The 24,081-nt window shown below is 60.7% G+C and carries 32 protein-coding genes; 21 read left to right on the top strand and 11 right to left on the bottom strand.

Annotated elements, in window-relative coordinates:
• Positions 1 to 4: 4 nt before the first annotated feature.
• The gene (locus CK221_RS23985; RefSeq protein WP_095779494.1) at positions 5 to 919 is read right to left on the bottom strand and encodes a YihY/virulence factor BrkB family protein; all 915 of its coding nucleotides are present in this window, start codon (positions 917 to 919) and stop codon (positions 5 to 7) included.
• A 663-nt stretch (positions 920 to 1,582) separates the two neighbouring features.
• The gene (locus tag CK221_RS23990; RefSeq protein WP_066994860.1) at positions 1,583 to 1,876 is read right to left on the bottom strand and encodes a hypothetical protein; all 294 of its coding nucleotides are present in this window, start codon (positions 1,874 to 1,876) and stop codon (positions 1,583 to 1,585) included.
• Between the two features lie 150 nt (positions 1,877 to 2,026).
• Between CK221_RS23990 and CK221_RS23995 the strand changes: the two genes are divergently transcribed.
• The 3 genes from CK221_RS23995 (at position 2,027) to CK221_RS24000 (ending at position 3,111) form a co-directional block, all read left to right on the top strand.
• Positions 2,027 to 2,494 carry a hypothetical protein gene (locus CK221_RS23995; protein WP_245430722.1) on the top strand — a complete coding sequence of 156 codons (468 nt, stop codon included), beginning with the start codon at positions 2,027 to 2,029 and terminating at the stop codon, positions 2,492 to 2,494.
• A 14-nt stretch (positions 2,495 to 2,508) separates the two neighbouring features.
• The gene (locus tag CK221_RS30415) at positions 2,509 to 2,673 is read left to right on the top strand and encodes a hypothetical protein (RefSeq protein ID WP_156752636.1); all 165 of its coding nucleotides are present in this window, start codon (positions 2,509 to 2,511) and stop codon (positions 2,671 to 2,673) included.
• A 225-nt stretch (positions 2,674 to 2,898) separates the two neighbouring features.
• Positions 2,899 to 3,111 carry a hypothetical protein gene (locus tag CK221_RS24000; protein ID WP_095779495.1) on the top strand — a complete coding sequence of 71 codons (213 nt, stop codon included), beginning with the start codon at positions 2,899 to 2,901 and terminating at the stop codon, positions 3,109 to 3,111.
• A 1,146-nt stretch (positions 3,112 to 4,257) separates the two neighbouring features.
• On the opposite strand, the gene CK221_RS24005 is transcribed toward CK221_RS24000, so the two are convergent.
• The gene (locus CK221_RS24005; protein WP_066994857.1) at positions 4,258 to 4,467 is read right to left on the bottom strand and encodes a hypothetical protein; all 210 of its coding nucleotides are present in this window, start codon (positions 4,465 to 4,467) and stop codon (positions 4,258 to 4,260) included.
• 1,403 nt (positions 4,468 to 5,870) lie between these two features.
• Here CK221_RS24005 and CK221_RS24010 point away from each other — a divergent pair.
• On the top strand, positions 5,871 to 6,194 hold the full coding sequence (locus CK221_RS24010) for a hypothetical protein (protein WP_082953717.1): 324 nt from the start codon (positions 5,871 to 5,873) through the stop codon (positions 6,192 to 6,194).
• 332 nt (positions 6,195 to 6,526) lie between these two features.
• Here the strand turns inward: CK221_RS24010 and CK221_RS24015 are convergent, their stop codons facing one another.
• Positions 6,527 to 6,754, bottom strand: a complete 228-nt coding sequence (locus tag CK221_RS24015) for a hypothetical protein (RefSeq protein WP_095779496.1) — start codon at positions 6,752 to 6,754, stop codon at positions 6,527 to 6,529.
• A 971-nt stretch (positions 6,755 to 7,725) separates the two neighbouring features.
• Here CK221_RS24015 and CK221_RS24020 point away from each other — a divergent pair.
• Positions 7,726 to 7,911 carry a DUF3606 domain-containing protein gene (locus tag CK221_RS24020; RefSeq protein WP_095779497.1) on the top strand — a complete coding sequence of 62 codons (186 nt, stop codon included), beginning with the start codon at positions 7,726 to 7,728 and terminating at the stop codon, positions 7,909 to 7,911.
• Between the two features lie 93 nt (positions 7,912 to 8,004).
• Here the strand turns inward: CK221_RS24020 and CK221_RS30850 are convergent, their stop codons facing one another.
• Positions 8,005 to 8,595 carry a KTSC domain-containing protein gene (locus CK221_RS30850; protein WP_245430723.1) on the bottom strand — a complete coding sequence of 197 codons (591 nt, stop codon included), beginning with the start codon at positions 8,593 to 8,595 and terminating at the stop codon, positions 8,005 to 8,007.
• Between the two features lie 197 nt (positions 8,596 to 8,792).
• Here CK221_RS30850 and CK221_RS29940 point away from each other — a divergent pair, with 197 nt between their 5' ends.
• Positions 8,793 to 9,101 (top strand): hypothetical protein, encoded by a 309-nt coding sequence (locus CK221_RS29940; RefSeq protein ID WP_143749092.1) that lies wholly within the window; start codon positions 8,793 to 8,795, stop codon positions 9,099 to 9,101.
• A gap of 40 nt (positions 9,102 to 9,141) precedes the next feature.
• Here the strand turns inward: CK221_RS29940 and CK221_RS24035 are convergent, their stop codons facing one another.
• The 3 genes from CK221_RS24035 to CK221_RS24050 form a co-directional block, all read right to left on the bottom strand.
• Positions 9,142 to 9,369 (bottom strand): DUF768 domain-containing protein, encoded by a 228-nt coding sequence (locus CK221_RS24035; protein WP_095779498.1) that lies wholly within the window; start codon positions 9,367 to 9,369, stop codon positions 9,142 to 9,144.
• Positions 9,366 to 9,548, bottom strand: coding sequence for a hypothetical protein (locus tag CK221_RS24040; RefSeq protein ID WP_095779499.1), 183 nt, complete (start codon positions 9,546 to 9,548; stop codon positions 9,366 to 9,368). The genes CK221_RS24035 and CK221_RS24040 overlap by 4 nt, the downstream gene beginning before the upstream one ends.
• Positions 9,549 to 9,763: 215 nt before the next feature.
• The gene (locus tag CK221_RS24050) at positions 9,764 to 10,753 is read right to left on the bottom strand and encodes an SDR family oxidoreductase (RefSeq protein ID WP_095779566.1); all 990 of its coding nucleotides are present in this window, start codon (positions 10,751 to 10,753) and stop codon (positions 9,764 to 9,766) included.
• A 401-nt stretch (positions 10,754 to 11,154) separates the two neighbouring features.
• On the opposite strand from CK221_RS24050, the gene CK221_RS24055 reads away from it, so the two are divergent.
• The 3 genes from CK221_RS24055 (at position 11,155) to CK221_RS30855 (ending at position 12,775) form a co-directional block, all read left to right on the top strand.
• Positions 11,155 to 11,457 carry a DUF982 domain-containing protein gene (locus CK221_RS24055; protein WP_066994825.1) on the top strand — a complete coding sequence of 101 codons (303 nt, stop codon included), beginning with the start codon at positions 11,155 to 11,157 and terminating at the stop codon, positions 11,455 to 11,457.
• Positions 11,458 to 11,566: 109 nt separating this feature from the next.
• Complete coding sequence (locus tag CK221_RS24060; RefSeq protein WP_066994822.1) at positions 11,567 to 12,088, top strand: ferritin-like domain-containing protein; 522 nt, start codon at positions 11,567 to 11,569, stop codon at positions 12,086 to 12,088.
• 294 nt (positions 12,089 to 12,382) lie between these two features.
• On the top strand, positions 12,383 to 12,775 hold the full coding sequence (locus CK221_RS30855) for a low affinity iron permease family protein (protein ID WP_128370977.1): 393 nt from the start codon (positions 12,383 to 12,385) through the stop codon (positions 12,773 to 12,775).
• Between the two features lie 56 nt (positions 12,776 to 12,831).
• Here CK221_RS30855 and CK221_RS24070 read toward each other — a convergent pair whose 3' ends face one another.
• Positions 12,832 to 13,074 (bottom strand): hypothetical protein, encoded by a 243-nt coding sequence (locus CK221_RS24070; protein ID WP_095779502.1) that lies wholly within the window; start codon positions 13,072 to 13,074, stop codon positions 12,832 to 12,834.
• 176 nt (positions 13,075 to 13,250) lie between these two features.
• Here CK221_RS24070 and CK221_RS24075 point away from each other — a divergent pair, with 176 nt between their 5' ends.
• The 10 genes from CK221_RS24075 (at position 13,251) to CK221_RS24120 (ending at position 19,508) form a co-directional block, all read left to right on the top strand.
• Positions 13,251 to 13,568: a hypothetical protein gene (locus CK221_RS24075; RefSeq protein WP_095779503.1), complete on the top strand. Its 318-nt coding sequence runs from the start codon at positions 13,251 to 13,253 to the stop codon at positions 13,566 to 13,568.
• 113 nt (positions 13,569 to 13,681) lie between these two features.
• Positions 13,682 to 13,936: a hypothetical protein gene (locus CK221_RS24080; protein ID WP_095779504.1), complete on the top strand. Its 255-nt coding sequence runs from the start codon at positions 13,682 to 13,684 to the stop codon at positions 13,934 to 13,936.
• Between the two features lie 89 nt (positions 13,937 to 14,025).
• Positions 14,026 to 15,000 (top strand): alpha/beta hydrolase, encoded by a 975-nt coding sequence (locus tag CK221_RS24085; RefSeq protein WP_095779505.1) that lies wholly within the window; start codon positions 14,026 to 14,028, stop codon positions 14,998 to 15,000.
• 93 nt (positions 15,001 to 15,093) lie between these two features.
• Positions 15,094 to 15,525, top strand: coding sequence for a hypothetical protein (locus CK221_RS24090; RefSeq protein WP_143749093.1), 432 nt, complete (start codon positions 15,094 to 15,096; stop codon positions 15,523 to 15,525).
• Positions 15,522 to 16,742 carry a divalent metal cation transporter gene (locus tag CK221_RS24095; RefSeq protein ID WP_095779507.1) on the top strand — a complete coding sequence of 407 codons (1,221 nt, stop codon included), beginning with the start codon at positions 15,522 to 15,524 and terminating at the stop codon, positions 16,740 to 16,742. Before CK221_RS24090 ends, CK221_RS24095 begins: the two co-directional genes overlap by 4 nt.
• Complete coding sequence (locus CK221_RS24100) at positions 16,742 to 17,101, top strand: hypothetical protein (RefSeq protein WP_095779508.1); 360 nt, start codon at positions 16,742 to 16,744, stop codon at positions 17,099 to 17,101. Before CK221_RS24095 ends, CK221_RS24100 begins: the two co-directional genes overlap by 1 nt.
• Positions 17,102 to 17,103: 2 nt before the next feature.
• Complete coding sequence (locus tag CK221_RS24105; protein WP_095779509.1) at positions 17,104 to 17,433, top strand: hypothetical protein; 330 nt, start codon at positions 17,104 to 17,106, stop codon at positions 17,431 to 17,433.
• Entirely contained in the window at positions 17,390 to 18,235 is an 846-nt protein-coding gene (locus CK221_RS24110) for a hypothetical protein (RefSeq protein ID WP_245430724.1), read from the top strand. Before CK221_RS24105 ends, CK221_RS24110 begins: the two co-directional genes overlap by 44 nt.
• On the top strand, positions 18,232 to 18,624 hold the full coding sequence (locus CK221_RS24115) for a phage holin family protein (RefSeq protein ID WP_066994794.1): 393 nt from the start codon (positions 18,232 to 18,234) through the stop codon (positions 18,622 to 18,624). The genes CK221_RS24110 and CK221_RS24115 overlap by 4 nt, the downstream gene beginning before the upstream one ends.
• The gene (locus CK221_RS24120; protein WP_095779511.1) at positions 18,621 to 19,508 is read left to right on the top strand and encodes a DUF3618 domain-containing protein; all 888 of its coding nucleotides are present in this window, start codon (positions 18,621 to 18,623) and stop codon (positions 19,506 to 19,508) included. The genes CK221_RS24115 and CK221_RS24120 overlap by 4 nt, the downstream gene beginning before the upstream one ends.
• Before the next feature lie 158 nt (positions 19,509 to 19,666).
• Here the strand turns inward: CK221_RS24120 and CK221_RS24125 are convergent, their stop codons facing one another.
• Positions 19,667 to 20,641, bottom strand: a complete 975-nt coding sequence (locus CK221_RS24125) for a nucleoside hydrolase (RefSeq protein WP_095779512.1) — start codon at positions 20,639 to 20,641, stop codon at positions 19,667 to 19,669.
• Positions 20,642 to 20,882: 241 nt separating this feature from the next.
• Positions 20,883 to 21,515: a hypothetical protein gene (locus CK221_RS24130; protein ID WP_066994784.1), complete on the bottom strand. Its 633-nt coding sequence runs from the start codon at positions 21,513 to 21,515 to the stop codon at positions 20,883 to 20,885.
• A gap of 182 nt (positions 21,516 to 21,697) precedes the next feature.
• On the opposite strand from CK221_RS24130, the gene CK221_RS24135 reads away from it, so the two are divergent.
• Both CK221_RS24135 and dctP read left to right on the top strand, forming a co-directional pair.
• Complete coding sequence (locus CK221_RS24135) at positions 21,698 to 22,270, top strand: DUF1003 domain-containing protein (protein ID WP_095779513.1); 573 nt, start codon at positions 21,698 to 21,700, stop codon at positions 22,268 to 22,270.
• A 634-nt stretch (positions 22,271 to 22,904) separates the two neighbouring features.
• Positions 22,905 to 24,023: a TRAP transporter substrate-binding protein DctP gene (gene dctP, locus CK221_RS24145; protein WP_095779515.1), complete on the top strand. Its 1,119-nt coding sequence runs from the start codon at positions 22,905 to 22,907 to the stop codon at positions 24,021 to 24,023.
• Positions 24,024 to 24,081 lie beyond the last annotated feature (58 nt).

Here is a 24,081-nt window from a genome sequence, read left to right on the forward strand (position 1 = left end):
ACGCTCACCTCCCCGTCTTTCCGACCTCCGGCTTCATAACCCGCCTGAGGTCGGCCCGGCTACCGCTGCTCACCGAATAGGCGCGCGTGATTTCGGCGCCGAACAGAAAGATCTGAGCCGAGTAGTAGACCCATAGCAGCACCACCATCAGCGCGCCGGCGGCGCCATAGGAAGTTGCGATCGAACTGCTGCCGATGTACCAGCCGATCAGCGACTTGCCGATGGTGAAGAGAAGCGCGGTGACCAGCGCACCGACAGCGACATCGCGCCATTTGAGACTGCGGTCCGGCAGGACCTTGTAAATCGCCGCGAAGAGCAGCGCGATCAACGCGAACGAAACGATCGTATTGATCGAACTCACAATCAGTTCGCCGAACGGCAGGTGTTGGTTGATGACATCGGCCAACAGCGAGATGGCCGTGCTCGCCGCGAGCGACACGAGCAGCATGAAGCCGAGCGCGGCGACGAGACCAAGGCTCGCCGCCCTCGCCCGCACCAAACGCGAGAGCGACATGGCCCTTGGCTCGACCTTCCAGATCTCGTTCAGCGACTGCTGCATCTCGCCAAAGACGCCGGAAGCTGTGATCAGGAGCGTCACCAGCCCGATAATGGTGGCAAGCGCGCCGGACCAGGGACGCGAAGCGGTCTCGATCGTCGCCTTCAAGAGGTCGGCGCTCTGCGGACCCATCACGCCCGATATCTGGGCCGATAGCGCGAGTTGGGCGGCGTCCTTGCCGACGACGAGACCTGCGACCGCCACGACGATGAGAAGGATCGGCGCAAGCGAGGTGGCGGCATAAAAGGCAATCGCCGCCCCATGGCTCAGCGCGTTGTCATCCATATAACCGCTGACGCTTTCCTTCAGCAGAAGCCAGGCTTCCTGAAGCCAGCCGATCTTCGATTTCCTGTCTTCCGCCATGCGCTCGACACCGAACTGAAGCGGGCCGGGTGGGACAAGAGCTCGACTGCCTTTTCGTTGGCCAGGATGTGAAGCCGGAAAAACCACCCTGTTCTCTTTGCCACCAGGTCCGGCTGACGCGGCCCGCAGAGATCAATGACGCCGCGGGCGGGAGGTTCCGATCTGTTCGATGTCTCGGCGGGACGTCACGCTGCTTGATTGCGATGTTCCACACTCGGACAGAAGTCGGAGAGGCTGACACCTCTAAACCTACGCTTTGCTGCATCATTTGATTGGGCCGGCGAGCATGGTCCCTTCCTTGCAGACCAGAATTAATAGCGCAAGTCCGGGCCAAGGTTGGCGAATCTAACGCCCTGAGCCGCCCGGTGCCATAAAGGTGGCGAAGTCACGTCCAGAGGACGGCAGGAAAATAGCCGGAACGCCTCGCCCGCCAGACCGTTATCGGCAATGGCCCTTGCAGATGACATTCAAATGGCACGACAGCACGTTCGACAAGGCCAGCGACACATCGCCGAGCAGCGGGGTCGTATTGCCGAACTGGAGCGCCTCGGGTTGTCGGCCGACAAAGCGCAAGAATTTCTAGAAGTCCTCGAAAGCTTACAGTCCTTCCACGACTTGCACCTGTCGAGGTTGCTGGAAACGGCACAAAGGGGTGGACGCAGCCTAGATGCGCCTCACTTCGTTGAGCCGTAGCCGCGCCTTCTGCTCTTCGGCGTAGCTGAGCGCATGGGCCTCCACATCAAAGGACCGAACGCGGTCACGCAGTCCCGTCTCTTCTATCAAAACGTGCCATTCGTCGCCGGCTTTCTTGATGGAAACGGTGCCGCGCTTGGCCCCGGGCAGCTTCGTGGCGAGTAGTAATTTTCTTGAACGGTCAATCGATGCTCTGGTTTGAGCAATCACGTTCCTGTCATGCTCGGATTGGAGCGGCCGTTCGTATATGGGATCGTCGGACATGGCACGTCTCCGGCCTTTGCTGCAGACGGGAGCGCGGTAGCTGTTCTCTCAGGCCGGCTTCCCTTGCCAGTCGCCGGCGATGATTGTGATTATAGGAACGATGATAAAAAACGCCAAGTCCCTTGCTGGGCGGGACGCTGTTGCAGGCTGGTGGCCGACAACCGGTTTAATGAGCTCATGAAGGCCGCCGTCCTCCAGGAACAAACCCCGGATTGGTGCGTATTGGCTGAACAGCCCGGTCCAGATGGGGGCACAATGTCAACTCGCAAGAAGCGCCACACCCAAAATGCATTCTCGCTTTGTGGAGACTTGATGTTGGCACCCGCTGTCGTCGCCATGCGCCTTCCGCTGATTGCTTTGGATGCAAGCAGCCGCGCCCCGAAAGGGATCGAGGCAATGCTTGCGGTCAACGAGAAGGCGCTCGCCTTCGCCGAAGGCATGGCCGCCGCGCAATTGGTTATCTTACGATCGGCTTTAAGGTCTTGGCCTGAAGTTCTATCCGGCCGGAGCCCGTCTTTTCTAAGCGGCGGTGCGCTGAAAGAGTCCATGGTCGCAGCACTCAAACCTGCCGGCCGCCGCGTCCGAACAAATTTCAACCGGCTCTCCAAACCGGGCTGATTGGGGCCAGATTGATGTTCTGGCCCGAAGCGGTCGCGGACCGCCGGCAATCGAGCTTTCTGACGACGGCAGTTGAGGCTGCCGGCCGTGGCACACATGCCCGCATCGATCGGCGCTTGGAGTGTCCAGCCGTCATGTTGGCAATTGAAGGCAAGTTCGGCCTTTTGGCTGAATTTTGATTTATTAGTAGATGCGCATATACTCGTTTGCCGGCATCGTGTTCCCTAAGCCCCTGCCGGCCAAGGCCCGGTGGCCACCCCATAGCCACCCAAGGCTACCGGGCCACCTGCCCCGTCCTCTAGGCGCACAAGGCTGCCCTGCAATCGCCCTCGCTATGGCCAGCGAAATGGAAGACCCGGAACAACCCTCGTCGCTCCAAGTTCGGGTCGCTGTTTGGAGCGATCATGAAGACATACCGAGTTGAAGAGATGGCTGGCGACCAGGTGGTGGCTTATCACGTTGCCAATGCCCGTGCCCCTTGGGAGGCTGCTCAGAAAGTCACCGGCAAAGACGTCTTGGCGAGACGGGATGAACATTTCTGGGTGCGGGTGACCGATGAGGGAAACCGCGCAATTTATAAATATGCCTTCAGGCTTGACGCACCGGACTGCCTTTGAGGCTCCGTCCGGTCGGGCTTGGGAAAAGGAGGCGGCGCATTCGGGTCGGGGCAATCGACGCTTGGCACCTTTCCGCAGGGTGATGCGGGATCATTGCCCGCACCGCCATACCGCTCTACGAGTTTTGCGAATCCGTAGGCGAAGGCGGCGAGAAGCGCCAGGACAACCGCTATCCGAAAGGCCATTGGAGATTATACCCCGGTCGGCCTGCGGATAGTAATCACTACTGCTATCCCGGCGAGCCGCCGGCCAGGCTGAATTAGCCGGATCCGCAGAAGAGCCCGCCGCACCTCCTCCGCGAGCGGGCTCTTTGCGTCGGGGTCAACCCGACCAAGGCGCGCTCGACCGTCCCTGTTTGCCGGGAGCTGCGCCCGGAAGGCGAACTGCAGCGGCACAGAATTGTTCCAAGACAGACAAGAGAGCCCGGCCGCCTGGGGTCGAACGGGCTACGCCTCCGCGCGGCGCGGTGAACCTCGGCCGGAGACACACGCCGCGCGACCCAACCGGGACGATTGGCAGAATGTTCCCTTCCGCCGATGCGACAGAAGTCCGAGAGGCTGACGCTTTGGTCCCCATGCTGAAACTTAAGCCTCGCTGCATCATTTGAGAGAGCCGGTGAGGAAGTGCGTCACCTTCCTGGTCGGTAGCAGCTAGATAGATGCCCGCCATTTCCTGCCTGGAGTGACGGGCATCGTCCTTATCGGGACGCTGCGCCGTTCACGAGCGAGACGACGATCACGGCCGTAACGGCGGACAGGCGGTCACGCTTGACTAGGACGGGCTTTTCATAAGTGCGCTTCATGGCGAATCCCCCTTGCTGAAGTTGGCTCGCCGATCTGGCTGAGGCAGCACCCGACCGTCATTTAAAAAAGATGTAGGTCCGGAAGTAGCGACGAAAGCGCCGAAGCACGAGGAAAGCGGCGCTGCTCGACGACAAGGCCATAGAAAAGAAAAGCCCGCCGACCAAAGCCGACGGGCCATCTTCCCTCAAAACTGTGCGCCCCTTTCCCAGATGGTCCGCCCGATTCCGGGAACCCCGCACAAGCGTTTCCTAATACAGTCGCCCCCAAAGGGCTGTAGCCCAGCGGCAACAATGACGAATATTCACAAGGGGCGGGCGGCAGGCAGTCCAGTCCGTTCAGACCGTTACCTCCCTAAAGGTAGCCTGGATAGCGAAACCAGTTCATTCTCGTCCACAATACCCGCCATGAAGTTGGCGATGATGCGAGAGGCCAGCGCCTCGCGCTGCTCCGTAGTTTGGCCATCATATTTCAACCGGTCGAAGACGCGGGCCAGAAATTCCAGCTCTTCCGGATCGAAAATTTCCGCTTCCAGTGCTCTTTGGCGGATCGCCATGGCGGTGAACTCCTATTCGTGCCTGGCTCTGCCGGCAGGCGTGCGCATGCGAACCCCAATGGGGAAACTCGAATTTGATTCAATATGGAACTCCCGTGAGCGTTCCCTTAGCGCGAGATCTAAAAGAAAGGCCCGCCCCTGATGGGAGCCAGGGAGCGGGCCTGCGGAGAATGGGAGGCTCCGCCCGGCGGCTGTGCACAGATCGGGAGGGAATTGCGCCGCCGCGCCCCAAACCTCTTCGAATGCGACGTGTTCCGCGATGGCGGAACATTTTCTTGGTGATCCGTTTGTCTCGGGCAGGAGGAGTGTTTCCGTACCGGTTGTCATCGGCATAGGCTTTGCCATCGTTCAAGCCTGCGCACGCTGACACACCCTCTGTTTCATTTCAGGACGGAATATGCTGGCATCAGCCTTGCAAATAGGATGATGCCGGTACCCTCCCGGGTCGGCACTCGTCGGGCTTGGGGCTGGGCTATGGGGCGGCGAGCCCGGCGAGTTCTCAAATACATTAGCAACTGCTTGTAGACATAGATGAACGGGCGGATAATCAGGCCACGCGCGTACGAGGAGCTTTGAGGGAATTCCAGCCATGCGACCGATCCTGCTGATCGTCGCCGCCCTTGCCGCGTTCTTCATCTGGGATGGCGTGGCGAACAAAGGCGCCTATCGAATTGCGCTGATGAAAACATAGACCAGTCCGAGCACTTCCCAGGTCTAGTGCGGGTTGGTTGAACCAATGATTTGAAAGCATTGTCGCTCCGGACGGAAGTCGGACATCCAAACGCATTGGTCCCAGTACTGAAACATTAAGCCCGGTTGGTAGAGCCGGCGGAATCCTTCAGTCGTCGGCGGAGAGAGGTCAGGTACCCGCCATACACTCCCCCGGGTGGCGGGTACCTGTTTGGGTTTTCAGCCGTCAAGCCGCCTTCGCGGTGCTGCTTCGCACATGAAGGGTATCGACCTACAAGTTCAGTGGACCAGAAAAGCCCGTCGCGCAATGGCGCAAGCGCGACGGGCTTCTGTTGCTTACGGAGTAGAGCGGCCGCACCCTGAATGGGAGAAAACGAGTGCGGTCGCATGTTACCAACCCGACCGCACCGTTCGGGTTCCATCAGCCTGCTCGAATATTAGCGCCAGCTTGAAGCCGTAATATTGGCTGCACTGATCCGGCTCGGCTTTATCCTTATGAATGCGTTCCGGCTATACAATCAGGGGTATATGCTCATTGGTCAGCCGGCGCCGTGTTGCGATTCCGAGCCCCCGCCGGTCAGGCCCGGCTCAATTCTGGCCTTTTTCGGCCAGAGAGCCGGGCCGCTCCGGACACCGGCGCGGTGTACGCCTTTTGGAGAACTACTTTCTTTGCAGACAGCAATTAAAGTATCTTGCAGGAAAGGAGTGCTAAAATGCCGAATGAGAGCAAAAGGCTTATTGAAAAGAATTCCGAAAAGCTTGTTTCAGAGGCCAACGCGCGCCGCGATTTTCTCAAGCAGGCTGGACGCTTTGCTGCGGTGACGCCTCCGGCCATTACATTGCTGCTCGGCACAAGCTTGAACTCCAAGGCGATTGCCAAATCGGGAGGAACACGTCCGGGCAATGGATGGGGTGACAAGAACCACGGTCACGTCGGTCCCAAGCCAAAGTTTCTTAGATCCGGCAACGGAAGGTCGCGGGGGGACAGCTATGGCGGCGGAGCCCATGGGGGCTCGAGGTCCGGCGATCCCAACTAGTGCCGTCGAGGAACGACCTCTTCCCGCTCTACTGAGGTTAGACAGGCCGGCGCATTGGTCGTTATGCTAGAAACAACTTGCCCGATGCATCATTTGGTAGGACCGGCGAGGAAATGCGTCACCTTCTTCGTCGGCAGCAGTGAAATAGATGCCCGCCATTCCTGGAATGACGGGCATCTGTTGCGTCTCTCGGCTAGAGCGCTCTCCCAGTGCTGCATCGCCTGAGGATCATTTCACACAAGCTCTTCCGAACGCGCTCATTTTGCTCAGAACCCGTCTACGCAAACTTCGGCTTTAGTGGACTTGTTCCAGCCGAGGGCACCAGGCTCGCTTTAGCGAACCTTCTCGAGTTCTTCCAACAGCTGGTCAGCGTCAGTTACACCGCGTCCAAAAAGGCTCATGACTTTGACCGCGACGTTTTCGCGCTCGTCCTTGCGTTCGATTTTGTGACTGGAGCAGTAGTCACTCACCGTCTTGGCCAGAATGTTGACCTCTGCAGGTTCAACTATACCGCATCCCGCACTTTTGGGCGGGACAGCATTGCGATTGCTTCCACGCATCGTTTACCTCACCCCGATACGCCACAACGGGGAAAGGATACACCCAAAAAAAGTCAGCTACGAGTCAATTGGATCGGACTGAGGTCCCGGGCAAATAGCCGATTGCCTCCATGCTGCGCTACCGAGCAACGGCCGCCCACCGAACTTCTGCCGGCGTCACTGCGCGGTCTGTGAATTTCGTCTCGGCAGGAGCCCTATCGGCTTGGTTCGCGCATGACATTATAGAGCAGCAGGCCGGCCAGTAACGACACGACTGCGCTTAGCATATCATCGCCGGTCAGCCCTGATGAATATGCGAAAGTTGATGCCAGCTCGGCCATCGTTCGACCCAAGGAGTGCGGGATTGCCCGAGGAGAACTTTTAGATGCCGCTAAAGTTCCTTGTGAGCGCTGGCGGGCTGTCTCCTCATGCCGCGAAGGTGTTTCGGGCTCGTATCGGGGGCAGTGTGAACGCCGTCAGAGACGGCACATTCATCTTCGGCCGGAAATCCATTCCCAAGCGGAGGAACGCTAGACCCGTTGCCGTGACCCGCCAAGGTTAGACAACGGGCCTAGCTATCGGTTCGCTTCTCAAGTCGGTGACACTGTCGCCGCAAACCGAACCCAACTCCAAAGCCCAGGGCAACGCCCGCCCAGTCATCTACGCAGTTCATTAGCAGGTCCGCAGTAACAAATGTTAATGGTACACTACTGGCTTGGCGAGAAAGGCGCCGCTGGAGGAAAGACTGACGCAAGCGACCTTGGCCCGTCGCAGCGCCCAAGGGATCCGCGCAACGGGCCAAGTAACCCGGCCTTCGGCTTTGTTGAGGCCGGTCCTCCCATCCTCCGCCGTGGCGGGCGGAGTGACGTTAATCCTGCACGAGCGAGCAGTCCGTTTTCGATAACTTTTGTTAGTCCCGCCTAAAATTGCCGCTTGCCACGCCTGGAACATTCCTGCGCGGCCGCTGTTATTCCCTGCCGGAGGAACAAGCGATGGCAGACGACAAGAGCAAGCGTGGTGGTAGTGACCGCAACCGGGTATCAGCGGACGATGACTACGAAGTCCGGCATTTCGCCAACAAGGTCGGGCTGACGGCGCAACAGGTTCGCGATCTCATCAAACAGCACGGCAACGACCGGAAGACCTTGGAACGCGAGGCCGAAAGGCTTCGCGGATGACCAAGAGCTCCAACGCAGCGGCGATCGCCGGGATCCACGCCAAATCATGAGCAGCGCAGCACGAGCCGCTTGAACTGGACGCTGAATAGCCGGTCAATCATCGTCATCGCTTGTTACGCGACGATATCGGAAGCGATTGCGGATGTGCGCGTTGAAAAAGCGGCCCTTGGCAAAGGCTGATCGGAATGCCGCGAACGTCTCCGGCGGCACCCCCTCGAACTCGTAGCGTTTCCCGCTGGTCACAAACCATACGGAAAGAATCCCTTTGGCCGGATCATATTCTGTTTTCTTGATCGAGGTGGATGGCATGGCACGGCACCCGGTGATCTGGCATAGAGCGAACGATCCGGCCGGCCTTTTGTTTCCGAAGCTAGTGAATGAGAGCCAAGTCTCGCAGCCGACGCCGCCGTCCCAGATGCGGACGGGCAGCGGCAGCGCGAGTGCCGCATTCCATGGCATCGAAAAAGCCCGCAGACCGGAGCCTGCGGGCTGAGTATTCTGGAGGTTGGTACCTGAGTGCGCAAACCTGGCAACGTGCGCAGCAGGCATCCAATCAACAAAATCCGACAGCGACCGTTCCCTAAAATTCTGGACCTCGGCCACCGGTCCCAGCGAATGCGGGACAAATGTCGTACGGGCCAACTCAAAAGTCGGGGGCAGGAAACATCTTGCCAGAAATTTCATTGGGTCGCGACTGGCGAGGATGAGCCCCTGCCACCCTCGAGGTCATTCCAACAGACGGAGAGTTCGCAAAGGTTGCCAGGCAGGCCGAGCGGCTGGGCGATAGCAGGTAATGGCAAATCAGTCTGTTCATCGGCCCCGCACTGTTCGAGGCTCTTATCCTCGGTCTGGCACTTAAGATTGGAACCACGGAGGCAATTATGATCGAAACTTCCAACGCCTTGACCACCAAGTTGACGGGTCTCCAAGAGAGGCTGCTGGCGGCCAACGTGAGCATGGATGACATGCAGGCATTCCAAAAGGTCGCCGACCTTATGGACAACGGTCGCGGCGGCATCGACGCCGACGATCTGATCGCGCTCTCCTTTGTCATGTCGGATGAGGCTGAGCGATCGCAGATGGAAACAGCGCCGGCGATCGAGCCTGCAGCCCAGAGGCAGCATCGGTCTGTCAGCCGATCCCGCGGCGCGAAAGGGACGGGCTACATCGTTCCGCGCAAGGCGGGCTGAACGCGCCCCTATCCGGGTTAATTGCTGGCTGCCTTGGCTTTCAATCGGATTTGCCCGAGTCTTCAAGTCCGACGATTGCAGCCAGTATGGCATCGTAAGCGCTCCCGATCTCCTCTTCAATCTCATGCTCGGAAACACCTGCGGCCTTCGCATCTGCAAAGAGCTTGGTCGTCAATTCCGCGACGGAAATGATGTCAGCGCCGACGCTGCCGCGCATCACGTTGTTGGTAATCCATTCGCCAAAGAATTCGGCCCCGCGTTCGCTCATAGGCGATGCCGCGCCTTCAGAAAATGAGCCTCTCGAAGCAGGGAATTCCAATCGGTCCCGATCAACTCGATGAGCTCGCGGGCTTGCTGTTCGGTAATGTCTGCCTCCCTGGCCAATCGGCCGGCCAGGATCTCAACGGCACCATCATGCGAGTCGCCTTTGTCGGTGTGCTCGTTCATGGAAACCTCCTAGCCTTGAAACTGTCGAAAGGCCGACAGGTTCAGGCTGTACCGAAAAATCCTGAATTCCTTCGGACTCTTCCCGGCGTCTGCGACTGCCTGGCCGGCCGTTTGGCTAGTCAGGTTGTCCGGGCAGCCGTCAGGCCGGATTACCAAGACGGCCGGCGGATCGAGAACCGCCTTCTTCATGAAGACCTTCACATAGGCGGCCGCGGTCAATAGCCCCCAATGATCGGCAGGATCTCGCCGGTGATGTAGCTGGAGCATTGCGGCGAAGCGAGAAATACATAGGCAGGCGCGATCTCTTCCGGCTGGGCTGGCCGTTTCATCGGGGTCTTTGCGCCAAACTGCGAGACCTTCTCCGCTTCCTTCTCCGACGGGTTAAGCGGCGTCCAAACCGGCCCCGGCGCCACGGCATTGACGCGAATGCCCTTGCTGATCAGGTTACCAGAGAGCGCCCGGGTGAAGGCGTGAATGCCGCCCTTGGTCATGGAATAATCGATGAGTTCCTTCGAGCCTTCGATGCCGGTGACCGACCCGGTGTTGATGATGGCCGAACCCGGCTTCATATGCGGAACGGCTTCCTGGGCCATGTGGAAGTAGCCGTAGAGATTGGTCTTCAGCGTGGTGTCGAAGTGTTGCTCGGTGAGGTCGGCGAAATCGGTCGAATGCACCTGGAAGGCAGCGTTGTTGACGAGCACGTCGAGCCTGCCGAAGGCCTTCAGCGTCCGCTCCACCGCCTTGTGGCAGAAGGTCCGCCTGGCCACGTCGCCGCGCATGATGATGCAGCGCCTGCCTTCGGCCTCGACTGCCTGCTTTGTCGTCTTCGCGTCGCGATCCTCGCTGAGATAGGCGATGGCGATATCCGCCCCTTCCCGGGCGAACAACACGGCAACTGCGCGGCCGATGCCGGAATCGCCGCCGGTGATCAGCGCCACCTTGCCTCCCAATTTGTTCGACCCCTGCCAGAACGGCGCGTCGTAGAGCGGCGCGGGCTCGATCGCCCATTCCTCGCCGGGTTTGGGATGATGCTGCTTCGGGAAAGGCGGCACTGGGTATTCCCGTGCGCCGGCCTGCATGGCGCCTTGTGATTTGGATTTGCCGTTCGACTTGGCGCGATCGGTCGCGTCGACCTTGCGTTGCACGCTCCGCTGCTTGCTGGCCGCCTGCTCGGAGGTGGATTTGGTCCGCGGGGCCGATTTCATCGGTGTGGCGGAGTCGGTCATCCTGGCGGATTTCGTCGGCATCGGTGTCTCCTTCGCTTTCGAGGGACAACGCACGCGAACAGAAAAGGTTGGCCTCGCTCCGAAGCTGCCGGCTCTCAATCCGGACATCGGTCGCGACATCCGTCGGGACCTCAATCACGGCCGCCACAACCTCCGGCGCCGCTCGCCGGGACAGCGATCAGTAGGAGCAGGTTTTTTGACCGCCACGGGCCGGCTGAATGCAACTACCCGGCGGCAGCTTCGTTTTATGCGATCTCAAACAGGCGGTAGCACCATGAAATCCTTTCGGACCGATAATCCCTTGGCGGCGGCGCCGACCCCGGACCTCTTCGTCGGGGCCGCCCGGCCTGTGTGCGAATGGCTAGGACGGTGAAAGAGCCTTGAGCAGATTCCTGCCCCTCACCATCCACTTCGTCAACGGCGGCACGATGATGGTGTCGTCGATCGCTGACGCCAAGAAGGCGCTTGGCCGGAAATGGAAGAGCAAGGACTCACCAGCCTATCGCAAGGCGGTCCGGCTGGTGGAAGACGCGACCAATGGGATTTGCCGGCCGGCAATCGCCTTTGCCGCCTTCAAGAAGGCGGCCGCCGAGCAGGGTCTGCTGGAGCATGCGGGTCCCAGTGCAGCGCTCAGCATGCTCGACCAACTTTCGTCTCGCAACGGCAAGGGCACGCCGAAGTAACGCTCGCGCACCTCGGCTCGTCGTCCCAGCTTCAAAAAATATTTCGTGGGAACATCGGTCGATCCCACCGGTTTTGTTTGGTCAAGAAAGTCGAACGAAGGAGACGTCGATGGCAAAGAAAAGTTCGTCCGGCGCGGCGAACGGCTTGGAAAGCCTGTTCGTGGATGGCCTGAAAGACCTTTATTATGCAGAGAAAAAGATCCTGAAGACGCTGCCTAAGATGGCCAAGGCGGCGCAGTCACAGGAAGTGGGCGCGGCCTTCGAAAAGCATCGCACCGAGACTGAAGCTCAGGTCGACCGGCTCGAGCAGGTTTTCGAAATGCTGGGCAAGCCGGCGCGCGGCAAGACGTGTCCCGCGATCGATGGCATCATTGAAGAGGGTTCGGAGATCCTCGAGGAATACAAGGACGAGCCGGCGCTCGACGCGGGCCTTGTGGCTGCCGCCCAGGCGGTCGAGCATTATGAAATAGCGCGCTACGGCACGCTGATTGCCTGGGCGGAGCAACTGGGCCTGAAAGACGCCCTCCCCTTGCTGCGCGACACCCTCAAGGAAGAATCCGCTACCGACGAGACACTTAGCAAGCTCGGCGAAAGCGGTGCGAACAAGCGGGCCATGCAGGCGGCCGCGTAAGGCGCCCGATAAACGCTTATTCGCATGCCAAAAGTCGACTTGGCGACGCGGCCCCGGTCTCTTTGACCGGGGCCGCGATTAATGACGGGGCCCGCCTCCTCGCGAAACGCTGCAAGTTTTTTTCAGCGGAGCGGTCGCCTTCTTGGCGTCGCGCCGCCTTCAGTTGACTTCTTGCCGGTACCCAGCGCCGACCGACAGGATAGACCGCTCCACCACGGTGCAGTTCATCCGGTACGATATCGTCAGGCTCGCTTGGCGGGAAATTTCGTCAGGGTGAAAGTCCGGAGTTCAACATTGGAACAAGCATTCAATCGGCTCGCGGAGAATGTCGCCCATGCCGCGGGCCGTGCATGGGCCTTCGTCTTGTGCGTGGTTTCGGTGGTCCTCTGGGCCATTGCCGGCCCGGCCTTTCATTATTCCGAGACTTGGCAGCTGATCATCAACACCGCGACGACGATCGTTACTTTCCTGATGGTTTTCCTGATTCAAAACACCCAGAACCGCGACGGCGTGGCCATTCAGGCGAAGCTCGATGAGCTCATTCGCTCAGGCCGCGCAAAAAACGACTTCATCGGCATCGAGCATCTCACGGAAGCGGAGGCCCAAGAATTCAGAACCAGGTGTGCCCAAACCAAGACCGCCAGCAAGGGGACGATCGCATCTCACGCCGAAAGCCGCCCTGCCTAAAACATGTCTTCCGAAAGTGGAAACCGGCTTCGGGACCAAAACATGCGTGACGCGCTTTAGTCGCCACGATGCTTGTTGTGGCCGCTTTCCTGATTCTTGCCGCGAAGCATGTTGCGATCATCGGGGTCGACGAGGTCGGGCGTGTCGCTCCTGAGGTCCGAACCTTTCCGCCGCGCTTCGCGCTCCGCGGCCGGCTGCTTCAGCTCCGCCTTGGCGTCGAATTCCTCGGGCGCGTTCTTCGTGTTCTCACGTTCTTCCAGGATGCGCACTTGCTGGTCATGGGTTCTGCGTCCGCTCATCGGTTCCTCCTGTTCTTTCGTCGGTAACGGCAGTTGGGCTCGATCGTTCCGAACATGCGCAAGAGCGACCCGTCTGATCCTCGTTGTAACCGCTCAGACGAAAGACGCGCCAACGCAAGCTCCGCCAGAGGAACATTGGCAGACGGCGGCCGTTCTCAGCTCGAAGGAGGCGGCTCATGAGTGCAACCAAGGAGTTCTTTCGAAGCTGGCTCGAGGAGAACCTCGGGAACTTGCCTGCCGACACGCAAGTCAGCGTTCCGGTGCTTGTGCGACAGTTCGAGCAGGACGCCGACGCCGCGGGCTACGGGCACGAGGTTCGCGAGGAGGAAATCGGCAATATCGAAGATGCAATCGAACGGGCGCTCGACATGACCGCCGAGCAGGAGGACCCGACAGAATCAAATCCGCGGAAAGAGACCTCGCTTGCCCCGGTCATTGAAGCTCTCGAGGAGTCGGAACCGGCACAGGCGGAAGACCATGAGGATCGGGACTGACCAACTGCCGCACGGGATAGCCGGAACAAAGAGACAGCTCGCCTGTTGGGCTGCTTCTGAACAGATCGGCACGGTGATCCGCCGACGTGGCAGCCAGATAGGTAAGTAAGCCAATGACGAAGCATTCTGCAAAGGCCGATCCGTCCAAACTGGGATCGGACAGTGACCGGGCGAGCGAGCAAGGCACAAAGCGAACAGATAAGCGTCTGCCGCAGGAAGATCCTGTCGAGGGCGCGCGTGACACGGTGGAACGCGAGCTTGAACGGCAAGATCGACCGGTCGACGCTGAGGGAAGAGAGCGCGAACGCAGGGCTCTCCAGGAACAGGTCGATGAGGAGACGAAGCTGCCTCAGAAGGGCTCGGCCTGAAAGCTCCTTCGTTGGAAGCCAGCGCCTGGGTACATCCGCCGCTTCTCTCAACAGCGGCTTGTGCCATGGCTCCGTAGCAGCACGGGATCATGCCTGACATCGCCACGTTCAACGACGTGGTCCTCCTCCTTGCCGCGGCAGCGGTCGGGCTTGCCCTCTACAATGGCCTGCGAGCGCGGCGGGCGTTACGAGGCCGACGTTTTGGACGCTTCGTCGAAGTCGACGGAGCGCGGCTGCACCTGATCGAGGACGGCCAGGGCATGCCGCTGTTGTTGCTGCATGGCAACGGCTCTTCGGCCGAGGATTTCACGACAAGCGGCATCGTCGACAAAGCGGCCGCAGACTATCGTGTTCTGGCTTTCGACAGACCAGGCTTCGGCAGGAGCTCGCGCCCGATCGGCAGGATCTGGTCGGCCGCCGCCCAGGCCGATCTGATCGATGCCGCGGCCGCGAAACTCGGAATTGGACGCTATATTGTTCTTGGCCACTCTTGGGGTGCCGCGGTTGCGCTCGAGATGGCGCGACGGCGCCCAGGGCGCGTTGCCGGGGTCGTACTTGTCTCCGGCTACCACTATCCATCGCCAAGGTTCGAACTCGCCTTGTCGGGGTTGCCGATCTTGCCTTTGATCGGAACGGCCTTCCGCCACACCTTGCTGCCGCCGCTGGTCAGGCTTGGCTGGGCTTGGTCAATGCGAAAGATATTTGGCCCGGCGCCGATCTCGGCGGCATTCACCGCAACGACGAGGGAGTTGGCGAGCCGCCCCTCGCAACTGCGGTCCATCGCGGCGGAGTCCTTCCTGATGTGGATCGCAGCGGCGTTTGCAACGCCTCGGCACCACGACATTTCCGTTCCCGTTGGGATAATCGCCGGCGCCGGCGATCAGCTTTTCGACGCGCCGGCCGAGGCGTTTCGGCTGCACGCGGATCTCGGCAACTCGGTAGTCGACGTCGTCCCCGATGCGGGGCATATGGTGCACCTGACAGCCCCGCAGGCGGTGCTCGCCATGATAGACAAGATCGCCGCTCTTTCGACCACCGAGGACGCGCAGCTGAGCGACCGATAAGCGGCAGTGCCGTGCAACCGGCCTTCGACGGGGAACCTTCCGATCTGCGCCGCTTTATCTCCATGTTCGAAGCAGCAGCAGTGAGAGGAAGCATTGCGCAGCATTGCTCGGCGGAAACTGCCTTTACTGCAGGTGCTTGCACTGACACTTGCTTCCTGCTCCTCGTCTGAAACCGTCGAACAGCAATCGAAGCGTGCCGCCTCGATCGCGCAAGCGGCGGTGCTGGTGACCGATGCGTGGCTTTCGGGCGCGGCGCCGTCCCACTACGCGTCCTCTGCTTTGCAATCCTTCGCCGGGACACTCGCCGATGCCGGCCGGCAAGTGGAATCGGCCTCGCCCTCCGATCCTGCGAAGCGAGACACGCTGAAGGCGGCGGTCAGCCGGCTGTCCACTGCCGCAAGCGGGGTGGAGAGCGCGGTCGAGGCCGAACAGCGGGCGCAGGCCAGCCAGGCACGCAATGAGCTTCGCGCCGCGCAGGCGGATCTTGCCACGGCCTATCGCGGCTATTTCGCGCCGCAACGATGAAGAAGCTGCTGGAAATTTCGCTTGGCGTCGTGACCAGCGTCGGGGGCTTCCTGGAGGTCGGTTCGATGGCGACGGCGGCGCAGGCCGGCGCCCTGTTCGGCTTCCAACTCATCTGGGCGATCGTGCTCGGCACCATCTGCATCATCTTCCTGGTCGAGATGGCCGGTCGCTTCGCCGCCGTGAGCCATCACACCATCGCCGACGGCATCCGCGAACGCTTCGGCTTCAATGCTTTCCTTTGGCCGCTGCTTGCAGTCCTTCTGGTCAATTTCCTGGTCCTCTCCGCAGAAATAGGCGGGGTTGCCATCGCTGCCGAGTTTGCCACCGGGATCAGCTTTCAATGGTGGGCATTGCCAGCGGCTTTCCTCGCGTGGCTGCTGCTGTGGAAAGGCACGTTCGGCCTCATCGAGAAAGGCGTATCGATGCTTGGCTTGATCACGCTCTGCTTCGTCGTCGCAGCGGTGATGCTGAAGCCCGAATGGAAACAGGTGGCTGCCGGTGCCGTGCCCAGCCTGCCGCAACACGATACGGCGAACTACTGGTTCATGGCCGTCAGCATCCTCGGTGCTTCCATCTCGCCCTACCTTTTCATGTTCTATTCCTCGGGCGCGGTCGAGGATCAATGGGACAAGAGCTATCTCGGCACCAATCGGGCGATTGCCGGTCTCGGCATGAGCTTCGGAGGAACGATCTCCGTGGCCGTGCTGATCGTGGCCGCGCTTGTGCTCGGCGCCCACGGCGTGAACCAGGTGGACGACTACAACCAGCTCCCGCTGATGCTGATCTCGGCGTTCGGCTTCTGGGGCTTCGTCCTTTTCGTCGCATCGCTCGGCATCGCCTGTTTCGGAGCCGCTCTGGAAGTGGCGCTGCAGCAGGCTTATCTCGTCGCGCAAGGGTTCGGCTGGACCTGGGGCGAGGATCTCAAGCCGCGCGACGATCCCGGCTTCAGCCTCGTCTACACGCTCACGCTTTTTCTTGCAGCCGTTCCGATAGCGCTTGGTCTCGACCCGCTGAGGCTCACCATCTTCTCAATGGCGTTGACCGCCGCCAGTCTGCCGCTGACGGTCGTGCCGTTCCTCTTCCTGCTGAATGACGAGCGCTATGTCGGCCAGCACCGCAACGGCGTCATCTCTAATGCCGCCGTGATCTTCGTCATCGCGCTCGGCTTCGTGCTGGCGGTGGTGACTATTCCCCTGCAGATATTCGGAGGCACCTGATGCAGCTGCTGCGCGATATCCTGGACAAGCAGGTCGTCGACCGCGAGCAGGTCAAGATCGGCAAGGTGGATGGACTGGTCGCCGAGCTGAGGCAGGGCAAGCCGCCGAGGGTCGTTGCGGTCGAGCTTGGCGCGATTGCGCTGGCCCGACGGCTTGGCGCTCGGCCTGGGCGATTAACGGCGCGGCTGGCGGCAAGGCTGAGCGGGAAGCAGCAGGCACGGCCGCATCGCATCGCCTGGAACAAGGTGCGCGACATCGGCGTCGACATCGAATTCGATATCGACGTGCGCAGGACCAAGATCTTGGCCTGGCAGAGGTGGCTGCGCGATCGCATCGTCGGCCGAATCCCGGGAGCCTGAGGATGGCGAATGTGAATCTCGAGCTTCTGGCTGGTCGGCGCGTTCTCACGCAGGGCGGCAGGAGCATCGGCCATATCGAGGAGGTCATCGCCGAGCAGGACGGCGACGACCTCGTCGTCACCGAATTCCATGTCGGCATCTTCGCAGCTTTTGAACGCCTGTCGGCCTCGGCCATCGGCACCGCATTGCTCGACCTCTTCGCGCTGCGCCGCCGCGAGGGCCTCTATCGCATACCTTGGGACAAGCTCGATATCTCCGATCCGGCGCAGCCGCGGCTGCTCTGTTCGGATGACGAGCTTACCGGCTTCGGAGGCGCCGATCGGGGTAAGTAGCTACTTACAAAAAATCCTGGTCACGGAAGGGAACATCGCGGCCGGCGCGAAGTTGGAACAGGCAAGGAGGAGCCTGCGCCATGAACAGTGTCATCTATCTTATCGGTCTCATCGTGGTTGTGCTCGCGATACTCTCCTTTTTCGGCTTTCACTAGGAGGCGTCATGCAGCGCGAAAATAATCAGGGCCGCGAGCCGGCCGACTTCGGCAAGGCGAAGAACGAAGTTTCCGATCGAGTTAAGAAAGAAACCCAAAGCGCCGGCGAAGCGCTCCACGATGCCCGCGACGAGGTCGCTCGCAGGGCAGTCGACTATGCGTCGGAAGCACAGGAGGTCCTGTCGGAGAGGGCCGAGGAAACGCAGCGCGACATCGGATCGAGCCTGGCGGCATTCGGCGGCGCTCTGCGTGCCGCAAGCGACCATCTGGCCAACAGCGACCAGAGCTCGGCGTCGAATTTCATGCGGGATGCGGCAGGCGGACTGGAGAGGCTGTCCTCCTCGTTGAAGCAGAAGCCCTTCGGCGAGGTGCTTGAGGAAATTCAGAACTTCGGCCGCCAAAATCCCGGCACTCTGATCGCTGGTTCGGTGCTGGCAGGACTGGCGCTCGGACGGTTCATGAAGGCTTCTCCCCCCGAAACGCGCCGCGCGGGGCAGAGCGCAGCGACGCCACGGAAGACTGGGAAGACTGGTAGGGAAACGAGCAGGCAGACTGGTGCGCAGGCGAGCGAGCCATGGGATGACGCGACGACCAATTGGGGCGTCGACGGCGGCGCTCCCAGGAAGGCAGCGGAGCTAAAGAAATGAACACTCAAGACAACCAAAGCCTCGGCACTCTGGTCGCCGATCTGGCACAGCAGGTGAGCACGCTGGTGCAAACGGAGGCCAGACTCCTGCGCGCGGAGCTGTCCGAGAGCGTGACTAAAGCGGAGGCCGGCGCCGTCGGGGTTCTGGGCGGCGCGGTATGTCTCCTCGCCGCACTGATAGTGCTGCTGCAAGCGCTCGTCATTGCCCTGACCCGCCTCGGCCTGGGCGCCGGCTGGTCCGCCTTGCTCGTCGGAGTGGTCGTTGCCGTGCTGGGTGTCATCCTCTTGCGCACCGGCATGGCAAGCATGTCGCCCTCCGAGCTGGCGCCGGACCGTACGCAGGAGCAACTAAAGCGTGACGCGAACGTAATCAAGGAACAAGCGAGATGAGCGACAAATCCGCAGCCGAACTCGAACGCGAAGCCGAGGCCACGCGAGCAAGGGTGGTGGCGACCGCCGAGTCCATTCGAGGCAAGATGACGCCCGGCCAGCTCTTCGATGAGTTCACCGGTATTTTCAGCGGCGGTGCAGGCTCCGACATGCTCCACAACCTGAAGACTCAGGTGCGAGACAATCCTCTGCCACTAACCGTAATCGGCGCCGGTCTGGCCTGGCTGATGCTGGGCAGCGGCGCTTCCGCCGCAACCCCCGCGCCCGGCTACGCGACCCGTAGCGGTTCCGACGGGCATGACGGCACATCCACGGCGGGAACCGGAGCCATGACTTCGGACACCTATGCCTCTGTCGGCGACATGGCCAGCGGTGCGGCCGGCACTGTCTCGGGAATGGCCAGCAGTGCGGCCGGCACCATGTCTGACATGGCCAGCAGCGTATCTGGCATGGCAAGCGGCGCGGCGGAGACGCTGACGAACTCGGCGACAGCCACGGCCGACATGGCGACGAGGGCCACTCGTTCCGCGCAGCAGTTGATGGAGGAGCAGCCTCTGGCAGTTGCTGCTGTCGGTCTCGCGATCGGAGCGGCGATCGGCGCGATGCTGCCCCACACGCAACTCGAAGACGAGCGGCTCGGCGGCTATCGCGAACAGCTTCGCGAAAGGGCCGAGGACGCGCTCGAGAAGGGCGTCGACCAGGTGAAGCAGGTTGCAGCCGAAGCCTACCAGGCGGCCAGCGACGAAGCAGGACGGCAGGCGTCGAGCGAAGGTACGCTCGCTGACAAGGTCAGCGATGTCGTCAAGTCCGCCGCCGACAAAGCCGATGAGGCGGTGCACCGGAGGCTGTCCGATACCGAACCGTCGACAACGAACAAGTCCTGATCTGAACAGACCGGATCGATTTGCAAGAATCGCGTTCGAGGAACATTCGCGTCGGGCCTGGTGAACCATTCGAGCCCGACCTGTTGGATGGCTGCGGGTAGAAGCCGCGCCACAGGCTCGGCCGCGCTATCGCGGCTCTCTCGCCGGAGGGAGCCTTTTTAGCTTTTTGGGGATGGCTCCGCGAAACTTCCCCTGCAGACAGCGTAAATCCTCGCCAAGATTCCTGCAGCATCGCCACCAACGCACACCGACTGGACTGGACGCTGATCCCATTCGTTCGGTGAATAACTGGCGGCGCCCAGTCTCTGCACGGTCATACCTGCCGCCGGGCCGTCCTCCAATACGACGATCGAACCGGATCGGGTGGCGAATAAGTGCGGGTCGGTCAGGTAGACGGCGGCGCTGCAGTCGTGCACGAGCATACCCGCTTCGCCCCATTGCAAGTAGAAGTCGATGTAGCCTTGCGACAGTGCGGCTACCATTTGCATGGCGGCATCGGCACCTTCCGAGACCGCGGCGAGATCCTGTCGCGTCATCACCGTTTGATTTGTGAGATTGAGCGGAACCGCGGTCACTTTCCACGAGGCTGCAAACACTCGATCGGCTGCCTTCGGATCTGCGTAGATATTGGCCTCGGCAACGGGCGACACATTGCCAGGGACTTCGAACGCGCCGCCCATGACGACGACGTCCTGCACCAGATCTGTTATCGCCGGATCAACCTCCAGTGCCCGCGCCAAGTTGGTCAGGCCTCCGACAGCAAGCAACCGCACCTGACGCGGATTCTGCCGGACGGTATCGACGATGAATCGCGCGGCAGTGTCCTTCTCCTCCCGCGCTTCCTGGGCAATAGGATAATCCCCCAGCCCGTTCGCGCCATGAACATGGACAGGATAGGGGTGCGGCGCCCCGGACCAGTTTAGCGGAACGGAAGCACCGGCGTGAACGGGCGCTTTGATCCCCCAAGCCTCGGCGAGGAACCTGGCATTGCGCGTTGTAACCGATATCGATGCGTTGCCGAAGACGGTTGTGATGCCGAGCAGTTCGATGTTGGGATGACGGTGCAGGTAAAGCAGCGCAAGGGCATCATCTACGCCGGGATCGGTATCAAAAAGAATTCTCTGCTTTGTCATGTCTCTATGGTCACGCTCTTTCCCACACTGCCGCCAATTATCTTTGCAGCCTTCTTCGAGACGCGAGGCCGACTCCGAGTGTCACCACCGAAGAGTATCGTGAATATGTCGCCGGGTGACGCGCTTAGCGCGTTTCTCGTCGGCGCGCCGGTCTCTCGCCGCCCGGTGGGGACCGCGAGGCCGACATCGCTGTCCCAAAGGGCGCTGAGGTCCGCCCACAAGATGACACGGCGTCCCCGCCTCAGCGGAGGAGCCCGTCGCTCTCGAAGTCTTCCCAGCCGCGCAACTTGGAGTGGACTGCCTCGCTTTGGCTGTCGTCGGTTGCGGCCGCGCCGCGGCTCTTTTGCGAGCGCTTGAGCGCCGCCTTTGCAGCGGCTCGGCGTCGGTTCTCGGCGGCTCTCGCAGCGTCTTCCTCGCGCCAGACAGCTACAAGATCACGGTCGAGCACATCCTCGATCAGGCGCGGATCAAAAACGTGGAAGGTGATTTTCCTCGCGCGCCCACGCAGTTTCACGGTCCGCGTCCCGGCGCTCTGCAAGCGGCCGGCCTTGAGCCAGCGCTGACGCTCGCCCGCCGAGATCGTCAGAATGTCCTCGACCTCGCGAGGCATGACGGGCAAGTCTTCGATGTCCTGCATGGCTTTGGACACGATCGCCGATGCGGCCTCAACATTGGCATGGGAGCCCTCCGGCAGACGCAAGGTAAGAACCCGGGACTCGCTATGGAGCAGGCTTCTCAAGTCCGTCGGAAGGCGAGCGCGCATTTCAAGAAAAATGCCCCTCGCCCGCACCGACGATCCAAGCGTCGCCGCCGGGGATAGCGGCCACTCTGCAACCAGCCGTGCAGTCGAATCGATTTTTCTGCTCGCGGGCATCCCCTTAAGTAGGAGTCCTGCCCTGCGAACTCAACGCGAAGCGAGCCTGCACCGGTCTGCAGCAACCGCTGTTGCATCGGGCAGGATCGCCGGACAAGACGCTCGTTCGGCACTCTGGACAGCGGTGAAATGGAGCGAATTGCCAAATAGCGAGTTAGGCTGCCTAGACGGGAGAGACAACAATGAATCCCACAGCCGCTCCAGAGGACCAGGGCTACGCCACTCCGACCACGCCGGCGGCGGAAGGCCTCGCCCCTGCCCTGGCGCGGAACATCGAGGCACTGGTCGAGAGGCGAAAGCGCGATGCCAAGGCAGCATCGGTGGAGCAGCGCGCGGCGGCGGCAATCAGCAGGTTTGCCGGCAGCATGATGTTCGTCTACATCCACCTCGTCTTCTTTGGCGCCTGGATCGGCCTAAATTTCGGGATCGTGAACTTTATAAAACCCTGGGATCCTTCTCTGGTTATCCTGGCCATGTTCGCCTCGGTCGAGGCGATCTTTCTCTCAACGTTCGTACTGATCAACCAGAACCGCATGGCCGCCCAGGATGATGCGCGGGCAGACCTCGATCTGCAGGTGAGCCTGCTCAACGAGCATGAGACGACCAAGCTCATCAAACTGGTCGAGGAGATCGCGAAGCGCCTGGATGTTCCGACGGAAGCAGACAATGAGTTGAAGGAGCTGAAGCGCGACGTGGCGCCTGAAGCGGTCTTGGACAAGATTAAGGAGGCAACGGGTCAAGCGACGGTCGGCTGACCAATCCGTATCCAGGGGACGCCCGCAGAAGCTGCTTAAGGCCTGTCGCGCACTCCATGCTCCCGCCGGGCGCCGCCATCATCCCGCCTGCGCAAATAGCTGGGAGACGCCCGAACGCCATTTGCAAGAGCTGGTTTATACCGCATGGGGAAGTCATGGCGGACGCGCTCGGACTGAGTGTGCCCCATCTCAATCGCGCAATTCAGCATTGCGTGTCGAACAGCTCATCACCAGCAACTCGCGCGTCCTACATCTGACTGACCTTGCGGGCCCGCAAGGACTCGCTCAGTACGAGCCGATGGCTCTTACCCCAATCCCAATTCTGAAGCATCAGATCGACGCCCCGAGCGCGTCATTGGGCGTGACTCACCAATGGATTTATTACAGCCGCACAGGCATACTATGGATCGGGCGCGCAGTGGTTGAAAATGATTGCGCCGCGTTATGTTATTTACAGGCTGCGCCGGTCCCTGTCGCTATCGTTTGTGGCGTTGGCATCCGGCTGGAAACGACTGCGAAAAAGGAGGCAGCTCTGGTCCCACAAGAACGGGACATCCTTTGCGTCATTGATTTTGCGATTTGAGACCGGCGACGGGCCCATCATTTGCCCGCTTGCCGAACAGGGAGGAAAGCAATGGACGGAGAATCGCGTTCCCAATCAAGGCGAAGATTTCTGAAGACGAGTGGACTTGTCGCTGGGCTAACGGCGACGGCGGTCACCGCGCCCTGGGTTCGAAGGGCCGGAGCCGCAGACGCAATCACCTGGAAAATCCAAACCTCGTGGCCGGCGGGTGTCGGACTTGAAACCTTCCAAAACTGGTGTGGCACCATCAAGGAAAAAACCGGAGGCCAACTCGAATTTCAGCCGTTCAAGGCAAAGGATATCGTTGGTGACTTCGAACTCCTCGACGGGGTGAAGAACGGCGTTCTGGAAGCGATGAACTCGTTTTCACTTTATTGGGCCGGCAAGCTTCCCGCTACGGCGTTCCTGTCCTCTTACACGTTGGGGCTACGCTATCCGCACGAATGGGATATCTTTTTCTATTCAAAAGGTGGTCTGCAGGCCGCGCGCGACCTTTATGCGAAACAAGGCCTTTACTACGTCAACCGCATTCATCACGGCCCGAACATCATCCACTCAAAGACACCGATCCGCTCAATCGAGGATTTTAGGGATCTGAAACTGCGCGTACCGGGCGGCATGATCGCCGAAACCTTCGCGAAAGCCGGTGCCAAGACGACGTTGCTGCCGGGCGGCGAGGTGTTCTCCGCGCTGGAAAAGGGCACGATCGATGCCGCCGACTACACCGGTCCGGCCGTAAATTGGGCCCTCGGTTTCCAGCAGGTGACCAAGTACATTTCCATGGGTCCAGCCGGTCTGATGTCCGTATACCAGCCCGTCGACCTGATGGACTTTGCCGTCAACATGAATGTCTGGAACCAACTCCCGGACAACCTCAAGAAGTTCGTGGAAGACGAGATCCAAGTCTATTCCAATGCCCATTTCGGCTCGATCCAGAAGGCCGACATGGAGGCTTGGCAAAAATTCCTTGATGCCGGCATTGAAATCAATCGGCTTGGACCGGAGGACCTCCAGAAGTTCCAGGAAATCGCGGTGCCCATCTGGTTCGAGTGGGCCAACAAGGACAAGGACGCAGCGCGCATCTTCAAGTTGCAGCTCGAGGTCATGGAGAACCCGACAGTCGGTTATGTCACTCCGGACATGTACCAGGGGCTGACCATCAACCTGTGAATCCTCTTTCGCCCGTCCTGAGCCGGACGGGCGCTCGCTCCTGCAGCAGGCGTTCGCC

The organism is Mesorhizobium sp. WSM3868 (assembly GCF_002294785.1).
GTDB lineage: Bacteria > Pseudomonadota > Alphaproteobacteria > Rhizobiales > Rhizobiaceae > Mesorhizobium.